A 17660-nucleotide genomic window follows, 5' to 3' on the forward strand; every position below is an offset into this window, starting at 1 on the left:
CCGGCCCCCAAATCCGCGCGTAAGGACCTCCGACCCTATGCGATGCCGCGAAAGTTCTCCTTGGCTGTCACGGCTCGCGGGGACGCTCGCCCTCCAGGCGAGAAATTTATCTGCATCGTATAGAAAGCGTTCTGGAGGGCGAGCGTCCCCGCGAGCCGCAAAGACAGCGGTGTGCGCAGGGAATGCCCGAGTGACCGCCATCCTTACGCGCAGATTTGGGCGGCCGCAGGGGTCTTGCCGGCCACGGTTTTCAGCCGTGCGCGGTCTGGTCGCCTTCCGGCAGTTCCACGCGGACGGTGCTCTTCTTGAGCGTTTCGTGGTCCAGGTGGGCCGAGCCGACGATGGCGCCGCCCAGGTGCCCGATCAGGTGCGCCAGCGCGCCGCGGCACGAGGAAGCGCGGCCGTTGATGACGGTCAGCGTCGCCACGGAATCGGGCAGCGCCAGTTGGCTCCGCAGGAACCCCGACTGGGACGGCAGGCGGAAGCCCTTCTGGCAGTTCGGGCAGCGCCCGCGCCGACCGCCGTCGCTGTCGCGGACCCAGAGCTTCTGGCCGCAGGACGGGCAGCTTATCTTGAAATCCATTTCGCCCTCCTGCCGGAACAGCAGGATGGCCAGGGGCATGGATTTTTCCAGCGGCAGGCGGCGGTAAATGGCGCGGATGCGATCGAGCGAAACGACGTCCAGGAACCGGACCAGGAGCGCGCACCCGTGGGCCTGCCGTACCGCCTCGTCCCAGCCGTCCGTCAAGCGGGGATCGCCGGCGAGGATGCGCAGGCGCAGCCGGTGGCCCTCGATTTCCATCTCGCCCTCGTTGTTCGAGGCGCGGGGGCATACCGCCGACAGGAAGGCCCGGCCCAACTCTTCGTGCAGGCAAAGCAGCAGAATCTGGGCATGGGTGCCCGGCATCACGGGCGGGGTCTTCTCGGTAGCCTCATCATGGCTCATGGCAGTTTGGTATGTAGTCCTCCCGCCCGGTTTGGGCAACAGAAAAAACGGGCGGCCGGCCATGCCTCATACCAGGTACGGGTGAGAGGCGGTACGAACGGCGTCCCAGAGCTCCGCCCTCCAGTGGCAGGAATCATGGAGGGGCGAGCTCCTGCGAGCCCGAAATCTACCCGCCCTCACCCGGATTTGGTATCACTCATGTGGGGACGCCGCTTGTCGGCGCCCGCGGGCCCTGTAGTGAAGCGAAGCGCGTACTACAGGGCGGGCGTCGCAAGCGACGCCCCTACTTTCCGCCATCAGGCGGGGACCAGCCAGGCAAACGCGTAGGGACGCAGCGCCGGCCGGGGGCCTGCCCACGGGTCGCCGACCATGCCCTTCCACCCGGTATCGCCGGGCAGGCGGACCTCGACGGTTCGCTCGCTGCAATTGTGCAGGGCCAGCACGCGCCCGCCTCCGCCCGGCGCGGTCCGCTCGACGGCGAACACGGCGGGCCCCAGGTCCAGGATCCGCTGCTCCCCGTCAGGGTGAAAGGCGGACTGGGCCGCGCGGCTCTTCAGCAAATCGGTCAAGGCGCGGAACACCCGCGCGGCCGGGCTCCCGGGATCGTCCAGGCGCGCCTGCACCTCCGCTTCCGTCCACGCGCGGCGGTTGATGGAGCGCGCGCGGCCCGTGCGCGAAACGGCCTCGGCGTCATTGGGCGCGGCCAGCAGGTTATTCAGGTACAGCGCGGGGACGCCCCGCAGCGCGAGCATCATGGCCTGCGAGCACAGGAACCGGGCGGCGTGGCGCTCCGGGTCCGGATCGGAGAGGGCGCTGAACCACGCGCAGTTCAGTTCGTAGGGGCTTTCGCTGCCGTCGGCGTTCCGCTTGTGCGACACCTGCCCGCCCCGGGCGCGGACCTCGTTCTCCAGCCAGCGGATTTCGCCGTCCGGCACCAGACCCTGCAGCGGCCGGACCCCGATGCCGTCGTGCGAGGCGGTGAAGTTGAGAAACGTACACCCGGGCGGCGGCGCGGCCAGCTCGCCCGCCCAGCGGGTCAGCGCGGAGGCGTCCCCGCGCAGGAGCGCGTGCAGGATCAGCGGCGGCAGGCTGAACTGGTACACCAGGTGGGCCTCGTCGCCGTTCCCGAAGTAGGCGACGTTTTCCCCGTGCGGGACGTTGGTCTCGGTCAGCAGCAGCACGCGCGGGGCCGCGAGCGCCAGGAAATCGCGCATCAGCTTCACGATTTCGTGCGTCTCCGGAAGGTGAATGCAGGGCGTGCCGGGCTTCTTCCACAGGTAGGCGATGGCGTCCAGGCGGATCACGCGCGCGCCCATCGAGACGTAGAACAGGAGGATGTCGAGCAACTCGAAGAGCACGTCGGGGTTCGAGTAATCCAGGTCCACCTGGTCCTCGCTGAACGTGGTCCACACGTGGCGCGTCCCCCCGCGGGTCTCGACCGGGTGCAGCAGCGGCGTGCTGCGCGGCCGCATGACCGCCGTCCAGTCGGCGGCGGGGTCCGCCTCGATGAAGTAATGCCGGCCGGGCGCGACCGCCGCCTGGTAGTCCAGGAACCAGCCGCTCCGGCGCGAGACGTGATTGAGCACCAGGTCCATCATCAGGCCGAAGGATTCGCCCAGCGCCCGGATGTCCGCCCAGGAACCGAGTTCCGGCCGGACGGTGCGGTAGTGGACCACCGAAAAGCCGTCGTCCGAGGAGGATGGGAAGAACGGCAGGAGGTGCGCCGTGTTGATCGCGCCGGCGAGGCGCCGGTCCAGGAATCGCTTCAACGTGGCCAGCGGCTTTTCGCCGGCGGCGCGGATGGCGTCGGCGTACGTGATGAGCCACGCGTCTTTTTCGGTCCAGCGGGGGCCCGGCGGGACGGGCTCCTCGCCGAGGCCGTACCGGCCGATCATCATGGCCAGCCGGGAAAGGCAGCGGTCCGCCCGGTTCCCGTACAGCCGCTCGAATCGCCCGCGCAGCCGCTCCATGATCCCGCTGGCAAAATAGGTCTTCATACGTTCGAGAGGCCCCGCACGTTGATGATCAGCGTCCGCAGGCGCCGCCGCAGGACCGCGTAGCTGTAATGCCGCAGGGCCACCTGGTAGTTATGTTCCGCCAGGGCCTGCCGGTAGGCGGGGTCCTCCAGGATCCGGCGCACCTCGGCCACGATCTCGCGCGTGAGGTAGCCCTCCATGACGGGGCACCGGAAGCCCTTGGGCTCGATGTCGCGCGCGAAGTTGTCGTACCGGTTCACGAGGACGGGCTTCCGGAAATAGACGGCCTCGAGGAAGGCGTTCCCGAAGCCCTCGTAAAAGCTCGGGTAGGTGACGAGGTCGGCGTGGGGATACAGGTCCCAGAGCGTGTAGGTCTTCTGGCCCTGGCTGTTGACCTGCCGCGTGTCGCTGACCCGCGTGGCGAAGAACCGCACCTCCACGCCGGCCTTCTTCGCGTAGGTGACCAGGGTCTCCAGGTAATCCGTGCCCTCGTCGCCGGCCTCGTGCGAAATAACCAGCTTGCAGCGCTTGTCCGCCAGCATCTGGACGAGGCTGATGGCGTGCCCGATCCCCTTGCGCGGGACGATGCGGGTGGGCTGCAGGATCATGATGTCGTCCGGGCCCAGCCCGAGCTCGGCGCGCACGTCGGAGGCATACCCGTCCGTGGGCGGCGGCGGGTTCTCGAAATCCAGCACGTTGGGCACCAGCAGCGACGGCACCGCCTTGCGCCGGGCCAGCTCCTCCTGCGCGGCCTGGTTGATCACGACGTGCTGCAGCTCGCGGTCGCGCGAGGGGAAGGCCATGTCCAGGTAGTCGTTCACCGCGTTGACGGAGAACCGGCTGCGCTCCCAGTAGAAGTCGTGGTGATGCCCGATGGCCGGGAGGTGCGTTTCGGAAAGCAGCTCGCTCAAGGCCAGCCCCAGCGGCACGTGCATGGGGATGGCCAACACGTTCTCCAGCACCATGAGCCGGATGTCGAAGCGGAACAGGAAGTCGTACAGGGTTTCCTTAAGGTACTCCGTCATCTCCCGGATGCGCCGCGTGACCAGGGGCGTGCGGGCGGTCTTGCCCCAGATGCGCTCGTTGATCCAGAGGTTCTCGGGATGCCCGAAAAAGGCCTCGGGCGCGCACTGGCTGACGTCCGGCGGCGTCTCGAGGCGGCCCGCGTACCAGAAGCCGCGGTGCCCCTCCCCCTCCAGGACGCGGGCCCACTTGTACGCCTCCAGCGTCACGCCGTCCGTGCCGGCGAAGCGGGTCGAGATGAACCCGATGTTCTCCGTCGCCGCGGTCACGGGGATGGCCTCCCGGCCCCCGCGTCCAGCGGCCGCCGGGGGTCGCCCGCCAGGTACAAGGTCTGCGTCGGGAACGCCAGCTCGATGCCTTCCGCGCCGAACCGGCGCAGGATCTCCAGGTTCAGGCGCTCGGTGAAGGCCATGTAGGCCCAGAAGTCCGGCGGGGCATACCAGTAGAGGACGCGCAGGTTCAGCGAGGCGCTGCTGAAGTCGTTGAAGAATACGCGGGGCGGGAACTCCGGGCGCCCGCCCTCGTGGTCCTTCAACAACTCCTTCACGATCTCCAGCGCGCGCTGCACCTTCTCCGGGGGCGTGTCGTACGGCAGGCCGAGGTCCAGGACGCGCCGGATGTGCGGGCGCTTGCCGATGTTCTGGATCGTCTTGTTGGCCAGCTCGCCGTTGGGCAGCGTCACGAGGTGCCCCTCCAGCGTGCGCAGCCGCGTCGAGCGGAAGCCGACCTCCTCGACGGCGCCGTCAAAGCCGTCCACGACGATCCGGTCGCCGATCTCGAAGGGCTTGTCGGAGAGCAGGACCAGCGAGCCGAAGAAGTTCTTGATCGTGTCCTGCGCCGCCAGCGCGACGGCCAGGCCGCCGACGCCGAGGCCCGCCAGCAGCGAGGTGACGGGCTTGTCGCTCAACAGCGTCGCGATCTGCAGCACGGTCAGGATCACCACGGTGATCCGCAGGCTCTTCCGGACGAGGGGAAGCAGCACGTTGTCCATCCGGGTGGTCGTGCGGTGGGCCAGGTGGCGGAACCAGGCCTCGGCCACGTCCACCGACTGGTAGGCCAGCCAGCCGAGGGCGGCCGTCAACGCCACGCGCGAGGTCGTGTCCGCCAGGTTCAGGAGCGATCCTTGCAGCGCCAGGAAGCCCAGGCCGGCGCGCAACCCGATGGCCAGGGCCAGGAAGGTCGCGGACCGGGCGGCGGCGCCGGCCGCCGCCGCCGCGACGGCGCGGCCGGCGCGGGCCAGGCGCTCCGCGGCGCGATGGGCCAGGAAGTGGCCGGTTTTCCCCGCGGCCAGGGCCGCGAGCAGGCAGACGAACAACGCCCCCAGGCGCCACGCCGCGAGGTCGAGGAATACCGGCTCCTTCAGCAGGGCGATCAGGTCCATGCCAAAAACCGTAGGGCATAATGGCGGCATCGTCAACCTTGGGCGCAAAGACGCGCGCGGCCGCCCGAGGCTCGACAGGCCGCGGCCGGGCCGCTAAAGTCATTGCGGGTATGAACACGATCGACGCCATACTGGATTCGCTGCCCGGGCTCCAGGCCGCGGCCGGGGCCCTGCGCGAGCAACTGCTCGCCAACCTCGTCATGATCGGCGAGATCCCCGCGCCGACGGGCCACGAGCAGGCGCGCGTGGAGTTCCTCCTGCAGCGCTTCGCCGAGGGCGGGCTACAGCACTGCTCCACGGACGAGATCCATAACGGCGCGGGCCTGCTGCCCGGCACGGAGGGGCAGCGCACCCTCCTGCTGGCGGCCTATGCCGACACCGCCGTCCCCGACGACACGGAGCAGACCATCGAGGTGGAGACCGACCGCGTCGTGGGCCCCTTCGTCGTGGACAACTGCATCGCCCTGGCGGCCCTGGCCACCCTCCCCGCCCTGCTGGAAAAAGCGGGCGTCCGCCTCCGTTCCAACGTGCTGTTCCTCGCCGCCGCCCGCAGCTATGGCCGAGGGAACCTGGAGGGCCTGAAGTTCTTCCTGGACCACGCCGCTTCGCCCGTCCACGCCGGGCTTTGCGTGGAGGGCGTTCAGCTCGGGCGCCTGAACTACGCCTGCCTCGGCATGCTTCGCGGGGAGATCACCTGCCGCCTGCCGGACGAATACAACTGGGCCCAGCACGGGGCCACCGGGTCGATCATCCCGATGAACGACGTCATCACGCGCATCAACCGCATCGCGGTGCCCCGGCGCCCCTTCACCAGCGTCGTGCTGGGCATGATCCACGGCGGCATCTCCCACCAGAATATCGCCCGGCAGACCACGCTGGGCCTCGAGATCCGCAGCGAGTCCGCGGAAATCCTCCAGCAGCTCCGGGATCAGATCGAGGACATCGCCGAGGAGCTCTCCGCGCAATCCGGCGTCGTCGTCACGGCCGACTTCTTCGCACGGCGCGCGCCGGGCGGCCTGGACCGGGCCCACCCGCTCGTCCGCGCCGGGCACGCCGTGCTGTCCCGGCTGGGCCTGGCGCCGATGACCTACCTCACCACCTCCGGCTTGAGCGCCTTCGCAGCCCGCCGCATCCCCGCCCTGACGCTGGGCGTCACCACGGGCGAGCGGCTGGGCCGGCTGGACGAGTTCGATGAGGCCTGCGCCATCGGGCCGATGGCAACGGGCCTGGCGCAACTGGCCGGCCTCCTGCTGGCCGCGGATGGAGACCCTGCCGATGAACCCGCCTGACTGGCTGTCGCGCAACACCTACCACCATTCCGCTTTCCGGGATCTCAAGCTGCTGGTCGACGAGAAGGAGCGGCAGGGGCTTCGCGTCTCGCTGTGCATCCCCACACTCAACGAGGAAAAGACCATCGGCAAGGAAGTGGTCCTCCTGCGGTCGGAGCTCATGAGCCGGTACCCGCTGCTCGACGAGATCGCCGTGATCGACTCGGGCTCCACGGATCGTACCCGGGAAGTCGCCGCCTCCTTCGGCGCGGACGTCTATGCCGCGGCGGACATCCTGCCCGGGGAGGGCACGAAACAGGGCAAGGGGGAAAACCTCTGGAAGGCCATCTACCAGCTCCGCGGCGACATCCTCGTGTACGTGGACGCCGACATCAAGAACATCCGGCCGCATTTCGCCTACGGGCTGATCGGCCCGCTCATCCGGCGGCCCGAGGTGCAGTACGTGAAGGCCTTCTACGACCGCCCGCTGGCGGGGGCCGGCGGGCTCCGGCCCTCCGGCGGCGGCCGCGTCACCGAGATCCTCATCCGCCCGCTGTTCTCCCTGTTCTTCCCGGACCTGGCGGCGCTGATCCAGCCGCTCTCCGGCGAGTACGCCGTGCGCCGCGGGATCCTGGAGCGGCTGTCCTTCCCCATCGGCTACGGCGTCGAGACCGCGCACCTGATGGACGTGTACCGCGAGCACGGGCTCGGGGTCTTCGCGCAGACGGACCTGGACCGCCGGGTCCACCGCAACCAGGCCACGCGGGACCTGGGCCGGATGGCCTTCGGCATTCTCCAGACCTTCCTCTCCCGCCTGCAGCCCGCCGACGCGGCGGCCGCGCTTCCGGAAATGCACTCGGCGCTCCGGCAGTTCCAGGCGCGCGACAACGCGTACGAGCAGGTCGAGCACCTCATCGTCGAGGAGGAGCGCCCGCCGATGATCACCCTGCCCGCCTACCGGCGCCGCCGGGGGCTCGAGCCATGAGCGACGCATGGCCGCCCGGCGCGCGGGACGAACTGGTCCGCCGCCTCGCCGCCCGCGCGCGGCCCATGGCGCCCATGCCCACCGAGGCCGAGCCGCGGCAGCCGGCGCTACCGGGAATACGGGCCGTCCTGTTCGACGTGTACGGGACCCTGCTGATCTCCGGCACGGGCGATATCGGCCTCGCGGAGGAAGCCGCCCGCGGGCCGGCCATGGCCGGGGCCTTCCGCGCGGCCGGCTTTCCCGGCGTGACGGACGCCCGGGGCGCGCGGGCCGCCGGCCGCTTCATGGAACTCATCCGGGAGGCGCACCGCGAACGGCGGGCGGCGGGCGGCGAGTATCCCGAGGTGGACATCCGGGACATCTGGCGCGACCTGGTGCGCGAAGCCGCGGCGCAGGGGGGCCTCGCCGCGCCGGCGCACGCGCTGGCCATCCCGCGCCTGGCGGTCGAATACGAGAGCCGCGTCAACCCGGTGTGGCCCATGCCCGGCTTCGAGGAGACGCTGACCGCGCTGCGGGCGCAGGGCCTGGCCCTCGGCATCGTCTCCAACGCCCAGTTCTACACGCCGCTGACGTTCGAGGCGCTGACGGGCCGCGATCCCGAGGGCTGGGGCTTCGATCCGGAACTCTGCATCTGGTCCTTCGAGCACCGGCGGGCCAAGCCGGACCCATGGCTGTTCGAGCAAGCGCTCCGCCGCCTCGATCGGGAATACGGCATCGCCCCCCCCGGAACGCTGGTCGTCGGGAACGACCGGCTCAACGACATCGCGCCCGCCGCGCGGCTGGGCTGCCGGACGGCGCTCTTTGCCGGCGACCGCCGCTCCTACCGCCCGCGGCTAGGCGATCCCCGGTGCGCCGGGATCGAGCCCGACCTGGTCGTGGCCGGCCTCGCGCCGATCGCGGCCGGCCTGGACAGGTAGGCCGGAGCGCCGGGGAGATGGGTCACCTCCCGCGTGCCGCAGGACTCCCCGCAGGCCGCGCAGCGATACTCGTGAAGATCGGCGTGCGGGAGGACCAGCAGCAGGCGCTCCCGAACCGGCCGGGCGACGCGGCAGCGCGGGCAATACAGCTCCGACGCCTTCAAATTCTCGAATTGCCTGGGCATCTTGCGCGCCAATGTACCAGCCCCTCCCCCGACCGGCAAGCGGACCGGATCACAGCGGGTTCGTAGCCCCCGCTGTACGTTCACGGTACAGCAGGCGCTACGAGCCTGCTGTTCAGCCCGAGGGCGGACGGCGGCGCCGGCCGCAAACGGGCTTGTCAGCCCTCGGTCGGATGGTATAGAAGCGGCTTTAATGACCTTGCCACGGCGCCAACCGGAGGATTCAACATGAGTGTGCCCCGCGAACTGCGTTATACCCGGACCCACGAATGGGCCCGCCTGGCCGGCGGCGTGCTGACCGTCGGCATCACGGATTTCGCCCAGCACCAGCTTTCCGATCTGACCTACGTGGAGTTGCCGGAGGCGGGCGACGAGGTCGGCGCCGGCGACGAAGTGGCCGTCGTGGAATCCGTCAAGGCCGCCTCGGACATCTACGCGCCGTGCGACGGCGTCATCACGGAAGTCAACCCCGCGCTCCCGGATCGCCCCGAGATCATCAACCGCGACCCGTACGGCGAGGGCTGGCTCTTCAAGATGCGCCTGGCCGCCGACGCGGATTTCGAGACGCTGCTCGACCCCGACCAGTACGAAGAGCTGCTGCCCGGCTCGGAAGACTGATGTTCGCCCACGCCTTCTTCCTGGACCGCCCGTTGCCGTTCGCCGAGGGCGTGGCGCTCCAGGAGCGGCTCGCCGACGCGCGGGCGCGCGACGCCATCCCGGATACCGTCCTCTTCCTGGAGCATACGCCCGTGGTCACGCTCGGCGCGCGCGGGCGCACGGCCCACCTGAAGCTGTCGCGGGAGGAACTCGCCGCGCGCGGCATCGAGCTGGCCCCCGCGAGCCGCGGCGGGGACGTGACCTACCACGGGCCGGGCCAGCTCGTGATGTACCCGATCCTGAAGCTCGGCGCGCGCGAAGCCGACGCCCACGGCTACCTCTTCAATCTCGAGGAGGTGGGACTGCGTACGGCGGCGGATTTCGGGGTCGCGGCCCGGCGGCGCGCGGGCTTGAACGGCATCTGGACCGACGCCGGCAAGCTGGCGGCCATCGGGTTCCGCATCCGGCGGTGGGTCACGATGCACGGCATGAGCTTCAACGTCGATCCCGACCTGGCCGGCTTCCAGACCATCGTCCCCTGCGGGCTGCGCGAGCCCGTGACCTCGCTCCGGGCCCTGCTGGGCGGGCGCGGGCCGGACCTTCCCGCCGTCCGCGACCGCATGGCCTTCCATTTCGGCGCGGTCTTCCAGCGGCCCCTGTCGATCCGCGCCGGCGTCCCGCCCCCGTAAAAAGAGCCCATCCCCCGGCTTGACAGGCCCGGGGGGCTGGCCTATCCTGTGCGCCCTTGTATGGAAAAGAGTTGTCCCGGACGGCCCGTTGCGGCCGGCGGAACCCTGAAAAGAGGCTCTTCATGGATGCGTATGCCGTAGTGGAAACAGGCGGGAAGCAATACCTGGTCCGGCCGGGCGAGGTCGTCCAGGTGGAACGGCTCGCGGCCAAGGCCGGCGAGAAGATCTCCCTCGCGCCCGTCCTGGCGCTGTGCAGCGGGCAGGCGGCCACCGTGATCGGCGCGCCGGTCATCGAGGGCGCCTCGGTGACGGCGACCGTCGCGAGCGAGCTCCGCGCCGACAAGGTCGTGTCGTTCAAGAAAAAGCGCCGCAAGGGCTACCGGAAGAAAATCGGCCACCGGCAAACACTCACCGAACTCAAGATTGAAGCGATCAACGCCCCGTAAGCCGGGCGGCGCTGGAGGGAAGGTCCATGGCACATAAGAAGGCAGGCGGCAGCAGTCGAAACGGGCGCGACAGCCAGGGGCAGCGGCGCGGCGTGAAGGTGTTCGGGGGCCAGGCCGTGACGGCCGGCAGCATCCTGGTCCGCCAGCTCGGGACCCGGGTCACGGCCGGCGAGAACGTCGGCATGGGCCGGGATTTCAGCCTCTTCGCGCTGAAGCCCGGCGTGGTCCAGTACGACCGGAACGGCAAGCGCGTCAACGTCCGCCTCGCGGCGGCGACCTGACGGCCTCGCGTTCCCGTCCGTTTCGACAAGGCGAGCCCCGGGCTCGCCTTGTTTCGTAATGAAATCCATCACCTTCATCGACCGCGTGCGGCTTTACGTCTACGCCGGCCACGGCGGGAACGGCTGCGCCTCGTTCCGGCGCGAGAAGTACATCCCGCGCGGCGGGCCGGACGGCGGGGACGGAGGCCGCGGCGGCAGCGTGATCCTGCGGGCGGACAAGAACGTGGACTCGCTGCTCGACCTCTACTACGAGCCGCACCGCCGGGCCGAGCACGCCGGGCCCGGCCGCGGCAAGCAGTGCACCGGCCGCGACGGGCGCGACCGGCGCGTGAACGTGCCGCCGGGGACGCTGGTCCGGATCGAGGAGGACGGGACGCTGGTCGGCGAGCTGCTGGCCGACGGGCAGGAACTGGTCGTCGCGCGCGGCGGGCGCGGCGGGCTGGGCAACATGCACTTCGCCACGTCGTCGCACCGCGCGCCGCGCGAATGCACGCCCGGCACGCCGGGCGAGCAGTTCGTCCTGCGGCTGGAGTTGAAGACCATCGCGGACATCGGGCTCGTCGGCTATCCCAACGCCGGGAAGTCCACGCTCCTGCGCGCCCTGACCGCCGCGCGCCCGAAAGTGGCCGCCTACCCCTTCACCACGCTGCACCCCGTCATCGGCACGCTGGAGACCGGCGACGCCGGGCGCCTGCGCATCGCCGACATCCCGGGGCTGATCGACGGCGCGCACCGGGGCGTCGGGCTCGGCCACGACTTCCTGCGGCACATCGAGCGGACGAAGCTGCTCGTGTTCGTCGTGGACATGGCGGGCGTGGACGGCCGCGATCCGTCGGACGACTGGGACGGCCTGCGGCGCGAGCTGGAACTGTACAACGCCGACCTCGCCCGCCGTCCCGCCCTGGTCGCGGCGAACAAGATGGACCTGCCCGAGGCCGCGGAACGGTTGAAGGCCTTCCGGAAGCGCACGAAGACCAGGCCGATCCCGATCTCCGCCGCCACGGGCGAGGGCATCGAAAAACTGAAGCAGGAAATCCTTCGCCGCTGGAAGACCGCCGCGGGCTCGTAGCCCGGGCCGGCCGAGGGTGGCGGATGGTGGGCGTTACTGGACTCGAACCAGTGACCTCGTGCATGTGAGGCACGCGCTCTAACCAACTGAGCTAAACGCCCGGGAAACTAGCGTACTTTGTCCGGTTCCCGTCCGGGTTTCAAGCGGAAATACAGCGGGCGCGGGAAGCCACCCGTCCGGGTTGCGCGACTTAACCGAGCCGATAGAACACGGCGCGGAGGGTGCCCGCCACGGGGCGGTACCCCTGGCCGGCCAGGAGCCGCCGGACGGGCTCCGGCGAGCGGTCGGCCACGTGCGCGTGCAGGCTTTCCGTCACGATCACGCCGGGCCGAAACCGGCTCCAGTCGTTGGATTCCAGCACCTCCAGTTCCAGGCCCTCCACGTCGACGGACAGGAAGTCGATCCCCTGCGCGGGCGGCAGGTGCGCCCGCAGGACGTCCGCCAGCGGCTGGGTGGTCACGGCGACCGTCCGGAACGGCTCTCCCCGTTTCCCGGCCTGCCAGCGGGCGAGGTCGGGATCGAGGGTGTTCAACGCGGCATCGCGAAACTGGTGATACACGGCCGCCGACCGCCCGCGCCCGACGGCCGCCTCCACGTTGATATCGCGCGGTCGCCAGCGCCGGAAGGCCGCCATGCCGCCGGGCCGGGCATCCACGTTGACACCGCGCCAGCCGCGCCGGTAAAAATAGTAGGTGTTGGAAAAACGCCGGGGATGGTGCGCGCCGATGTCCACGTAGAATCCGCGGTCGACCCCGCGGAGCAGTTCCGCGAGGATCAGGTCCTCCCCCTCCTGGGCGTACGAAACCCGCGCGTAGTCGTCGAAGAGCATGGCCTTGAATTCCGCCAGCGCGCGGGAGGCCCCCGCCGGAAGCAGGCGTTGAAGCGCTTGTTTCAACATCGATGGCGTCGCTCCCCGCGGGAGACGATCAGGGCCCGCCGCCCAGGTCGGGATACAGCTTCTTCTCGCACTCCGGGCAGATGGAATGGCTGAACTCGACGTGGATGCGGTCGCGCATGTAGCTCTCGATCTGCTCCCAGTACCCGGCGTCGTCGCGGATTTTCTTGCAGTTGGCGCAGATCGGCAGCATGCCGCGCAGCTGCCGGACGTCCGCGAGGGCGGCCTGGAGCTCGCCGAGCAGCCGCTCGCGCTCCTGCTCGGCCTTCTTGCGCCGGGTGATGTCCATGCAGACGCCGTAGAGGTGCCACTGCCTCTCCCCGAGCTTCACGATGCGCGTGTCCTCCTGGAACCAGAGCGTCGAGCCGTCGCGGGCCGCGCACATGAATTCCTGCCGGTACTCGCCCGCCCCCGAACGGATCTGCCCGGTGGCGAACTCGCCCATGCGCAGCGCCTGCTCGCCGCCCCGGCCGAAGTACCAGGCATGGATGCGAAAGTTCTCTCCGATTTCCGAGATGTCCACGAATTCGCCGCGCTCCTCCGCGAACACCCGCATCTTCCAGACCAGTTCCCGGCCGCCGTGGTCCTCGACCTCGGCGTGCCAGAGGATGCACTGGGCGCTCCGGGCGACGAGGCTCAACTCGTGCTCGTCGCGGCGCTGTGCCGGGCCGCTCTCTTCTCCGGGGCCGTCCATGGCGCGAAATATGCCACCCGGTAAAAAGCCCGACAAGCCTTCAAACGCGGCGGCGCTGGATTTCGCCGGGCCGCGGTCTTACAGTGGGCCCCGCATGCGCGTCCTGCTGAAGAACCAGACCGCCGGGGAACTCCACGCCCTCCTGGAGCGCGAGGGCGTCACGCCCTCGGCGGCGCGCCGCATCCAGGCCGCCGTCCTCCGGCGCGGCGTCTTCCCCGACCCGGCGCCGGGCCTGCCGGCCGCCATGCTCAACGCCGCGCGCGCCCGGACCGAACTCCCCCGCGTGGCGCGGATTGAAAAGAAGGTCTCCCCCCTCGACGGGTTCGCGAAATACCTGTTCCGCGGCGCCGGGCCGGAACCCTTCGAGGCGGTGCGCATCCCGCTGCTCCACCGGCCGGACGATCCGAAGTACGTCGTCTGCGTCAGCTCGCAGGTCGGATGCGCGCTGGGCTGCGCGTTCTGCGCCACGGGCCGCGCCGGGTTCGTCCGGGACCTGGCGCCGTGGGAGATCGTCGACCAGGTGCTCCACATCCGCGACGACTCGCCCCATCCCGTGCGCGGCGTCGTGTTCATGGGCATGGGCGAGCCGCTGCTGAACTACGACGCCGTCCTCGCCGCGGCGCGCATCCTCTCCGAGCCGTGCGGCCCGGCGATCGCGGCGAAGGCCATCACGATCGGCACGGCGGGCATCGCCCCCGCGATCCGGCGCTTCACGGCGGAGGGGCATCCCTACCGCCTCCTGGTATCGCTGACCTGCGCGGACCCGGCGCGGCGCGGCGAGCTGATGCCCGTGGAGCGCGCCCATCCGCTCGGCCAACTCGTGGCTGCGCTGCGGGAGTACCACGCCGCCACGGGCCGGCGGGTAACGCTGGCCTGGACGATGATCTCCGGAGTCAACACGGGCGGGGAGGACGCGCGGCAACTGGCGGCGCTCCTCCGCGGCCTGCCGGCCAAGCTCGACCTGATCGACGTGAACGATCCCTCCGGCCGGTTCCGGCCGCCGTCCGCCGCGGAACTCGGCGCGTTCCGCGACGCGTTGCGCAGGCACCTCGGCATGCCCGTCGCGCGCCGGTACAGCGGCGGCGCGGACATCCACGCCGCCTGCGGCATGCTGGCGGGTTGCGGAACGGCGGATATGCCGTAGGTTTCTTTTCCGGGCCGCGCGGCCCGGGGGAGAAAACCATGAGACACCGACTGCCGATACTGCTCCTTCTGCTGGGCCTGTCCTGGGTCCCGGCCCATGCCGAAATCCAGACCCGCCCGGTGGAATACCGGGCCGGCGACACCGTGATGGAGGGCTACCTCGCCTGGGACGATGCCGTCTCCGGGCCGCGCCCGGGCGTGCTCGTCGCCCACGCCTGGATGGGCCTGGGGGAGTACGAACAGCGGCGCGCGCGCGAACTGGCGGCGCTCGGGTACGCGGCCTTCGCACTGGACCTCTACGGGAAAGGCGTGCGGCCCCAGGGTCCCGCGGAGGCCGGGAAGCTGTCGGCGGCGTACAAGGCCGACCGGCCCCTGATGCGCGAGCGCGCGCGGGCCGCGCTGGACGCGCTCGCCGGCGAGGATCTCTGCGCGGGCCGGCCGCTGGCGGCGATCGGGTATTGTTTCGGCGGCATGGTGGTCCTCGAACTGGCCCGCGGCGGCGCGCCGCTGGCCGGCGTCGTCAGTTTCCACGGCGGCCTGGCCACGCCGGACCCGGCCGACGCGCGGCAGATCCGCGGCGCGGTGCTGGTCCTGCACGGCGCGGACGATCCCCACGTGCCGCCGGAGGAGGTCGCCGCCTTCGAGAAGGAAATGCGGGACGCGGGCGTGGATTGGCAGTTCGTGGCCTACGGGGGCGCGGTCCACGCGTTCAGCGATCCCGGGGCGGGAAACGATCCCTCGCGGGGCGCCGCGTACCATGAGAAGGCCGACCGGCGATCCTGGGCGGCCATGCGATCGTTTTTGGACGAAGTGCTGCGGCGGTGAGGCCGCCGGGAAAGGGCGGCTCATAGAGCCGCCGCTACAGGGAATACACTTCTTACTTTGCGACGGGCGCCGGGCCCGGCTTGTCCACGGCCTTGTCGCTGACCTCGACGGCGACCAGGCAGATGTCGTCCGCGACGGGCTCGTTGCCGACGAAGGCGAGCACGGCGTCCATCAGGCTGTCCACGACGGTGCGGGCCGGCTGGTACATCTGCTTCATGAGAACCTTCTCCATCCGCTGGATGCCGAACTCCTCGCCGGCGGCGTTATGCGCCTCGAACAGGCCGTCGGTGAAGAAGACGAAGAGGTCGCCGTCGTTGAGCCGGCAATGGCCCGCCGTGTAGTCCTCCTGCGGGATGACCCCGATGGCCGCGCCGCGGGGCATGGGAACGTCGAGGCGGTGCAGCCGTCCGAGGCCGCGGTGCGCGTAGATCGGCGCCGGGTGGCCGGCGGAGGCGAACGTCGCCACGCGCGAGGTGGTATCGGCCACGAAGTAGAAGGCGGAGGCGAACTGCGTGCCGGGGATGTTCGTCAGGAGCCCGCAGAACTGCTTGTTGAGCTCCTTGACGAAATGGCGGGCGTTGCGGCCCTGCGGCGTGAGATCGTCGATCAGGGTCCGGATGATGGCCGTGATGAGGGCGCTGCGGGTGCCGTGGCCCATGACGTCGGCGATAAAGATGCCGGCGCAATCGGAGGCCAAGGTCAGGATGTTGTAGAAGTCGCCGCCGAGGGCGGAGGCCGGTTGGTAGCGGTGCGCGAAGGACAGGCGCAGGTGGCCGGGGACGTGGACCGCCGGAACGGCGGGATACGGCCGGTCCATGTACGCCAGCTGGAAGTCGCGCGCGAGGTCCAGGTCGCGCTGCAACTCCAGGGACGCCGCCTCCTGGCGCTGGCGCATTTCCTCGACCATGCCCTTGAGCCAGTCGTCGAGGTTCTGCTCGACCGCCGACGCCTCGCCCGGCGCCGGGAGTTCGTCGGCCGGGATGCGGCGGCCCATGGCGCGGTTGAGCGCCCAGTTCCCCGCCTGGAGGATCTCCCGCTGCTCGTCGCCGTAGAACCGCCGGAACAGGCGCAGGCAGAGCAGGGTCCAGGCCGCGCCCGCGACCAGCACGCCCGCGGCCAGGAGGAGCGGAAGGACCAGGAACGCGGCCGGGTCCGCTCCCGTCCCGCGCAGGGCCAGCAGGCTGCCGATCGAGGCCAGCAGGAGGAGCGCCAGCCAGCCCGGCGCCACCGCCGCCCACCATACCCGCTTCGCCAGCTCTTTCCGGTATTTCATAATCGCGGGAATCTTATGCCACCGCCTCCCCGCGCACAAACCCGTTTTTCGTTTGCTTCCCGCGGACGGCGCGGCTACTCCTCTTGCATGAAGCCCATCCCCCTGATCGGCCCGGCCGACTTCCCGGCCGCCCTGGACCGGTGCCGGCGGACCGGCCCGCCGCACTACTTCGCCATGTATTCCAGCGTCGCCGGCGGGATCGTCACGGACCCGGCCCTGATGCTGGTGCCGGCGGACGATCACATGGTGCACCGGGGCGACGGCATCTTTGAAACCCTGAAGTGCATCGGCAGCGCGCTGTACAACCTGGAAGCGCACCTGACCCGTCTTCGGCTTTCAGCCGGGCGGATCCGCCTGCCTGTGCCCTGGTCGTCCGCCGACCTCGCGGACCTCGCCGTCCAGACCGTCCACGCCGGCGGCCGGCCGGAGGCCCTCGTCCGGATCCTCGTCTCGCGCGGGCCCGGCGGCTTCGGCATCAGCCCGGCGGAATGCCCGGAACCGGCCCTCTACATCGTCGCCTACGCCTACCCCGGCTCGTTCATGGCCCTGCACCCCGGCGGGGCCCGCGCGATCCGGAGTTCCATCGTGCCTCGCACCCCGCCCTTCTCCCATCTTAAGAGCGTGAACTACCTGCCCAACGTCCTGATGAAGATGGAGGCCCTGGACGCCCGCGTGGACTTCACCCTTTCCTTCGACGAGAAGGACCACCTGGCGGAGGGCGCGACGGAGAACGCGGGCCTCGTCACGCGCGGGCGCCGGCTGCAGGTGCCCCGCCCCGAGCGGATCCTGCCCGGGACCACGGCGCATCGCGTCCTGGAACTGGCCCGCCCGCTGATCGCCGGCGGCCTGCTCTCCGCCGTGGAGGAAACGGACATCCCCTATGCCGCCGCCCGGGAGGCCGCCGAGATGCTTATCTTCGGCACCACGCCCGACGTCACCTCGGTGGTCGAGTTCGACGGAAGGCCGGTGGGCGACGGAAAGCCCGGGCCGGTGGGCCGCGCCCTCGCCGCGCGGCTGGCGGAGGACATCCTCCACAACGCGGCCCTGCGCACGCCGGTGTTCTGACCTGC

18 protein-coding genes and 1 tRNA gene are annotated in these 17660 nt (G+C 70.4%); 11 read left to right on the forward strand and 8 right to left on the reverse strand.

All coding sequences use genetic code 11. From position 1 onward, the window contains the following. Positions 1-250: 250 nt before the first annotated feature. The 4 genes from KA248_04350 to KA248_04365 all read right to left on the reverse strand — a co-directional run bounded on the left by KA248_04350 (position 251) and on the right by KA248_04365 (position 5326). Positions 251-946 carry a hypothetical protein gene (locus tag KA248_04350; protein ID MBP7829129.1) on the reverse strand — a complete coding sequence of 232 codons (696 nt, stop codon included), beginning with the start codon at positions 944-946 and terminating at the stop codon, positions 251-253. Positions 947-1242: 296 nt separating this feature from the next. Continuing rightward, positions 1243-2943, reverse strand: coding sequence for a sugar phosphorylase (locus KA248_04355; GenBank protein MBP7829130.1), 1701 nt, complete (start codon positions 2941-2943; stop codon positions 1243-1245). Further along, the gene (locus tag KA248_04360) at positions 2940-4214 is read right to left on the reverse strand and encodes a glycosyltransferase family 4 protein (GenBank protein MBP7829131.1); all 1275 of its coding nucleotides are present in this window, start codon (positions 4212-4214) and stop codon (positions 2940-2942) included. Before KA248_04360 ends, KA248_04355 begins: the two co-directional genes overlap by 4 nt. Beyond that, a complete protein-coding gene (locus KA248_04365; GenBank protein ID MBP7829132.1) occupies positions 4211-5326 on the reverse strand; it encodes a mechanosensitive ion channel family protein in 1116 nt (371 codons plus the stop codon). Before KA248_04365 ends, KA248_04360 begins: the two co-directional genes overlap by 4 nt. A gap of 110 nt (positions 5327-5436) precedes the next feature. Here KA248_04365 and KA248_04370 point away from each other — a divergent pair, with 110 nt between their 5' ends. From KA248_04370 to obgE, 8 genes are all read left to right on the forward strand, one after another. Beyond that, the gene (locus KA248_04370; GenBank protein MBP7829133.1) at positions 5437-6615 is read left to right on the forward strand and encodes a peptidase dimerization domain-containing protein; all 1179 of its coding nucleotides are present in this window, start codon (positions 5437-5439) and stop codon (positions 6613-6615) included. Next, positions 6602-7579 carry a glucosyl-3-phosphoglycerate synthase gene (locus KA248_04375; protein ID MBP7829134.1) on the forward strand — a complete coding sequence of 326 codons (978 nt, stop codon included), beginning with the start codon at positions 6602-6604 and terminating at the stop codon, positions 7577-7579. Before KA248_04370 ends, KA248_04375 begins: the two co-directional genes overlap by 14 nt. Continuing rightward, positions 7576-8496 (forward strand): HAD family hydrolase, encoded by a 921-nt coding sequence (locus KA248_04380; protein ID MBP7829135.1) that lies wholly within the window; start codon positions 7576-7578, stop codon positions 8494-8496. Before KA248_04375 ends, KA248_04380 begins: the two co-directional genes overlap by 4 nt. A 410-nt stretch (positions 8497-8906) precedes the next feature. Continuing rightward, positions 8907-9296: a glycine cleavage system protein GcvH gene (gene gcvH / locus KA248_04385; GenBank protein MBP7829136.1), complete on the forward strand. Its 390-nt coding sequence runs from the start codon at positions 8907-8909 to the stop codon at positions 9294-9296. Continuing rightward, the gene (gene lipB, locus KA248_04390; GenBank protein ID MBP7829137.1) at positions 9296-9964 is read left to right on the forward strand and encodes a lipoyl(octanoyl) transferase LipB; all 669 of its coding nucleotides are present in this window, start codon (positions 9296-9298) and stop codon (positions 9962-9964) included. Before gcvH ends, lipB begins: the two co-directional genes overlap by 1 nt. A 122-nt stretch (positions 9965-10086) precedes the next feature. Further along, a complete protein-coding gene (gene rplU, locus KA248_04395; GenBank protein MBP7829138.1) occupies positions 10087-10410 on the forward strand; it encodes a 50S ribosomal protein L21 in 324 nt (107 codons plus the stop codon). Positions 10411-10436: 26 nt separating this feature from the next. Beyond that, positions 10437-10691: a 50S ribosomal protein L27 gene (gene rpmA, locus KA248_04400; GenBank protein MBP7829139.1), complete on the forward strand. Its 255-nt coding sequence runs from the start codon at positions 10437-10439 to the stop codon at positions 10689-10691. 58 nt (positions 10692-10749) lie between these two features. Beyond that, a complete protein-coding gene (obgE, locus tag KA248_04405) occupies positions 10750-11760 on the forward strand; it encodes a GTPase ObgE (protein MBP7829140.1) in 1011 nt (336 codons plus the stop codon). A gap of 24 nt (positions 11761-11784) precedes the next feature. Here obgE and KA248_04410 read toward each other — a convergent pair. The 3 genes from KA248_04410 to KA248_04420 form a co-directional block, all read right to left on the reverse strand. Then, positions 11785-11861: transfer RNA gene (locus KA248_04410), tRNA-Val, on the reverse strand. An 89-nt stretch (positions 11862-11950) separates the two neighbouring features. After that, positions 11951-12658, reverse strand: coding sequence for an FkbM family methyltransferase (locus tag KA248_04415; GenBank protein ID MBP7829141.1), 708 nt, complete (start codon positions 12656-12658; stop codon positions 11951-11953). A 28-nt stretch (positions 12659-12686) separates the two neighbouring features. Then, positions 12687-13349: a hypothetical protein gene (locus tag KA248_04420; protein MBP7829142.1), complete on the reverse strand. Its 663-nt coding sequence runs from the start codon at positions 13347-13349 to the stop codon at positions 12687-12689. A gap of 94 nt (positions 13350-13443) precedes the next feature. Here KA248_04420 and KA248_04425 point away from each other — a divergent pair, with 94 nt between their 5' ends. Beyond that, a complete protein-coding gene (locus KA248_04425; protein ID MBP7829143.1) occupies positions 13444-14493 on the forward strand; it encodes a radical SAM protein in 1050 nt (349 codons plus the stop codon). A 38-nt stretch (positions 14494-14531) separates the two neighbouring features. Then, positions 14532-15317: a dienelactone hydrolase family protein gene (locus tag KA248_04430; protein MBP7829144.1), complete on the forward strand. Its 786-nt coding sequence runs from the start codon at positions 14532-14534 to the stop codon at positions 15315-15317. 52 nt (positions 15318-15369) lie between these two features. On the opposite strand, the gene KA248_04435 is transcribed toward KA248_04430, so the two are convergent. Continuing rightward, on the reverse strand, positions 15370-16590 hold the full coding sequence (locus tag KA248_04435) for a PP2C family protein-serine/threonine phosphatase (protein ID MBP7829145.1): 1221 nt from the start codon (positions 16588-16590) through the stop codon (positions 15370-15372). 87 nt (positions 16591-16677) lie between these two features. Between KA248_04435 and KA248_04440 the strand changes: the two genes are divergently transcribed. Then, positions 16678-17655, forward strand: coding sequence for an aminotransferase class IV (locus KA248_04440; protein MBP7829146.1), 978 nt, complete (start codon positions 16678-16680; stop codon positions 17653-17655). Positions 17656-17660 lie beyond the last annotated feature (5 nt).

Source organism: Kiritimatiellia bacterium (genome assembly GCA_018001225.1).
Classification (GTDB): Bacteria; Verrucomicrobiota; Kiritimatiellia; order CAIQIC01; family JAGNIJ01; genus JAGNIJ01.

Excerpts from the sequence above, each read along its gene's own strand:
- KA248_04350 (MBP7829129.1), bottom strand. The coding sequence starts at position 946 with ATGAGCCATGATGAGGCTACCGAGAAGACCCCGCCCGTGATGCCGGGC.
- KA248_04355 (MBP7829130.1), bottom strand. The coding sequence starts at position 2,943 with ATGAAGACCTATTTTGCCAGCGGGATCATGGAGCGGCTGCGCGGGCGA.
- KA248_04365 (MBP7829132.1), bottom strand. The coding sequence starts at position 5,326 with ATGGACCTGATCGCCCTGCTGAAGGAGCCGGTATTCCTCGACCTCGCG.
- KA248_04370 (MBP7829133.1), top strand. The coding sequence starts at position 5,437 with ATGAACACGATCGACGCCATACTGGATTCGCTGCCCGGGCTCCAGGCC.
- KA248_04375 (MBP7829134.1), top strand. The coding sequence starts at position 6,602 with ATGAACCCGCCTGACTGGCTGTCGCGCAACACCTACCACCATTCCGCT.
- KA248_04380 (MBP7829135.1), top strand. The coding sequence starts at position 7,576 with ATGAGCGACGCATGGCCGCCCGGCGCGCGGGACGAACTGGTCCGCCGC.
- gcvH (MBP7829136.1), top strand. The coding sequence starts at position 8,907 with ATGAGTGTGCCCCGCGAACTGCGTTATACCCGGACCCACGAATGGGCC.
- lipB (MBP7829137.1), top strand. The coding sequence starts at position 9,296 with ATGTTCGCCCACGCCTTCTTCCTGGACCGCCCGTTGCCGTTCGCCGAG.
- rplU (MBP7829138.1), top strand. The coding sequence starts at position 10,087 with ATGGATGCGTATGCCGTAGTGGAAACAGGCGGGAAGCAATACCTGGTC.
- rpmA (MBP7829139.1), top strand. The coding sequence starts at position 10,437 with ATGGCACATAAGAAGGCAGGCGGCAGCAGTCGAAACGGGCGCGACAGC.
- obgE (MBP7829140.1), top strand. The coding sequence starts at position 10,750 with ATGAAATCCATCACCTTCATCGACCGCGTGCGGCTTTACGTCTACGCC.
- KA248_04415 (MBP7829141.1), bottom strand. The coding sequence starts at position 12,658 with ATGTTGAAACAAGCGCTTCAACGCCTGCTTCCGGCGGGGGCCTCCCGC.
- KA248_04420 (MBP7829142.1), bottom strand. The coding sequence starts at position 13,349 with ATGGACGGCCCCGGAGAAGAGAGCGGCCCGGCACAGCGCCGCGACGAG.
- KA248_04425 (MBP7829143.1), top strand. The coding sequence starts at position 13,444 with ATGCGCGTCCTGCTGAAGAACCAGACCGCCGGGGAACTCCACGCCCTC.
- KA248_04430 (MBP7829144.1), top strand. The coding sequence starts at position 14,532 with ATGAGACACCGACTGCCGATACTGCTCCTTCTGCTGGGCCTGTCCTGG.
- KA248_04435 (MBP7829145.1), bottom strand. The coding sequence starts at position 16,590 with ATGAAATACCGGAAAGAGCTGGCGAAGCGGGTATGGTGGGCGGCGGTG.
- KA248_04440 (MBP7829146.1), top strand. The coding sequence starts at position 16,678 with ATGAAGCCCATCCCCCTGATCGGCCCGGCCGACTTCCCGGCCGCCCTG.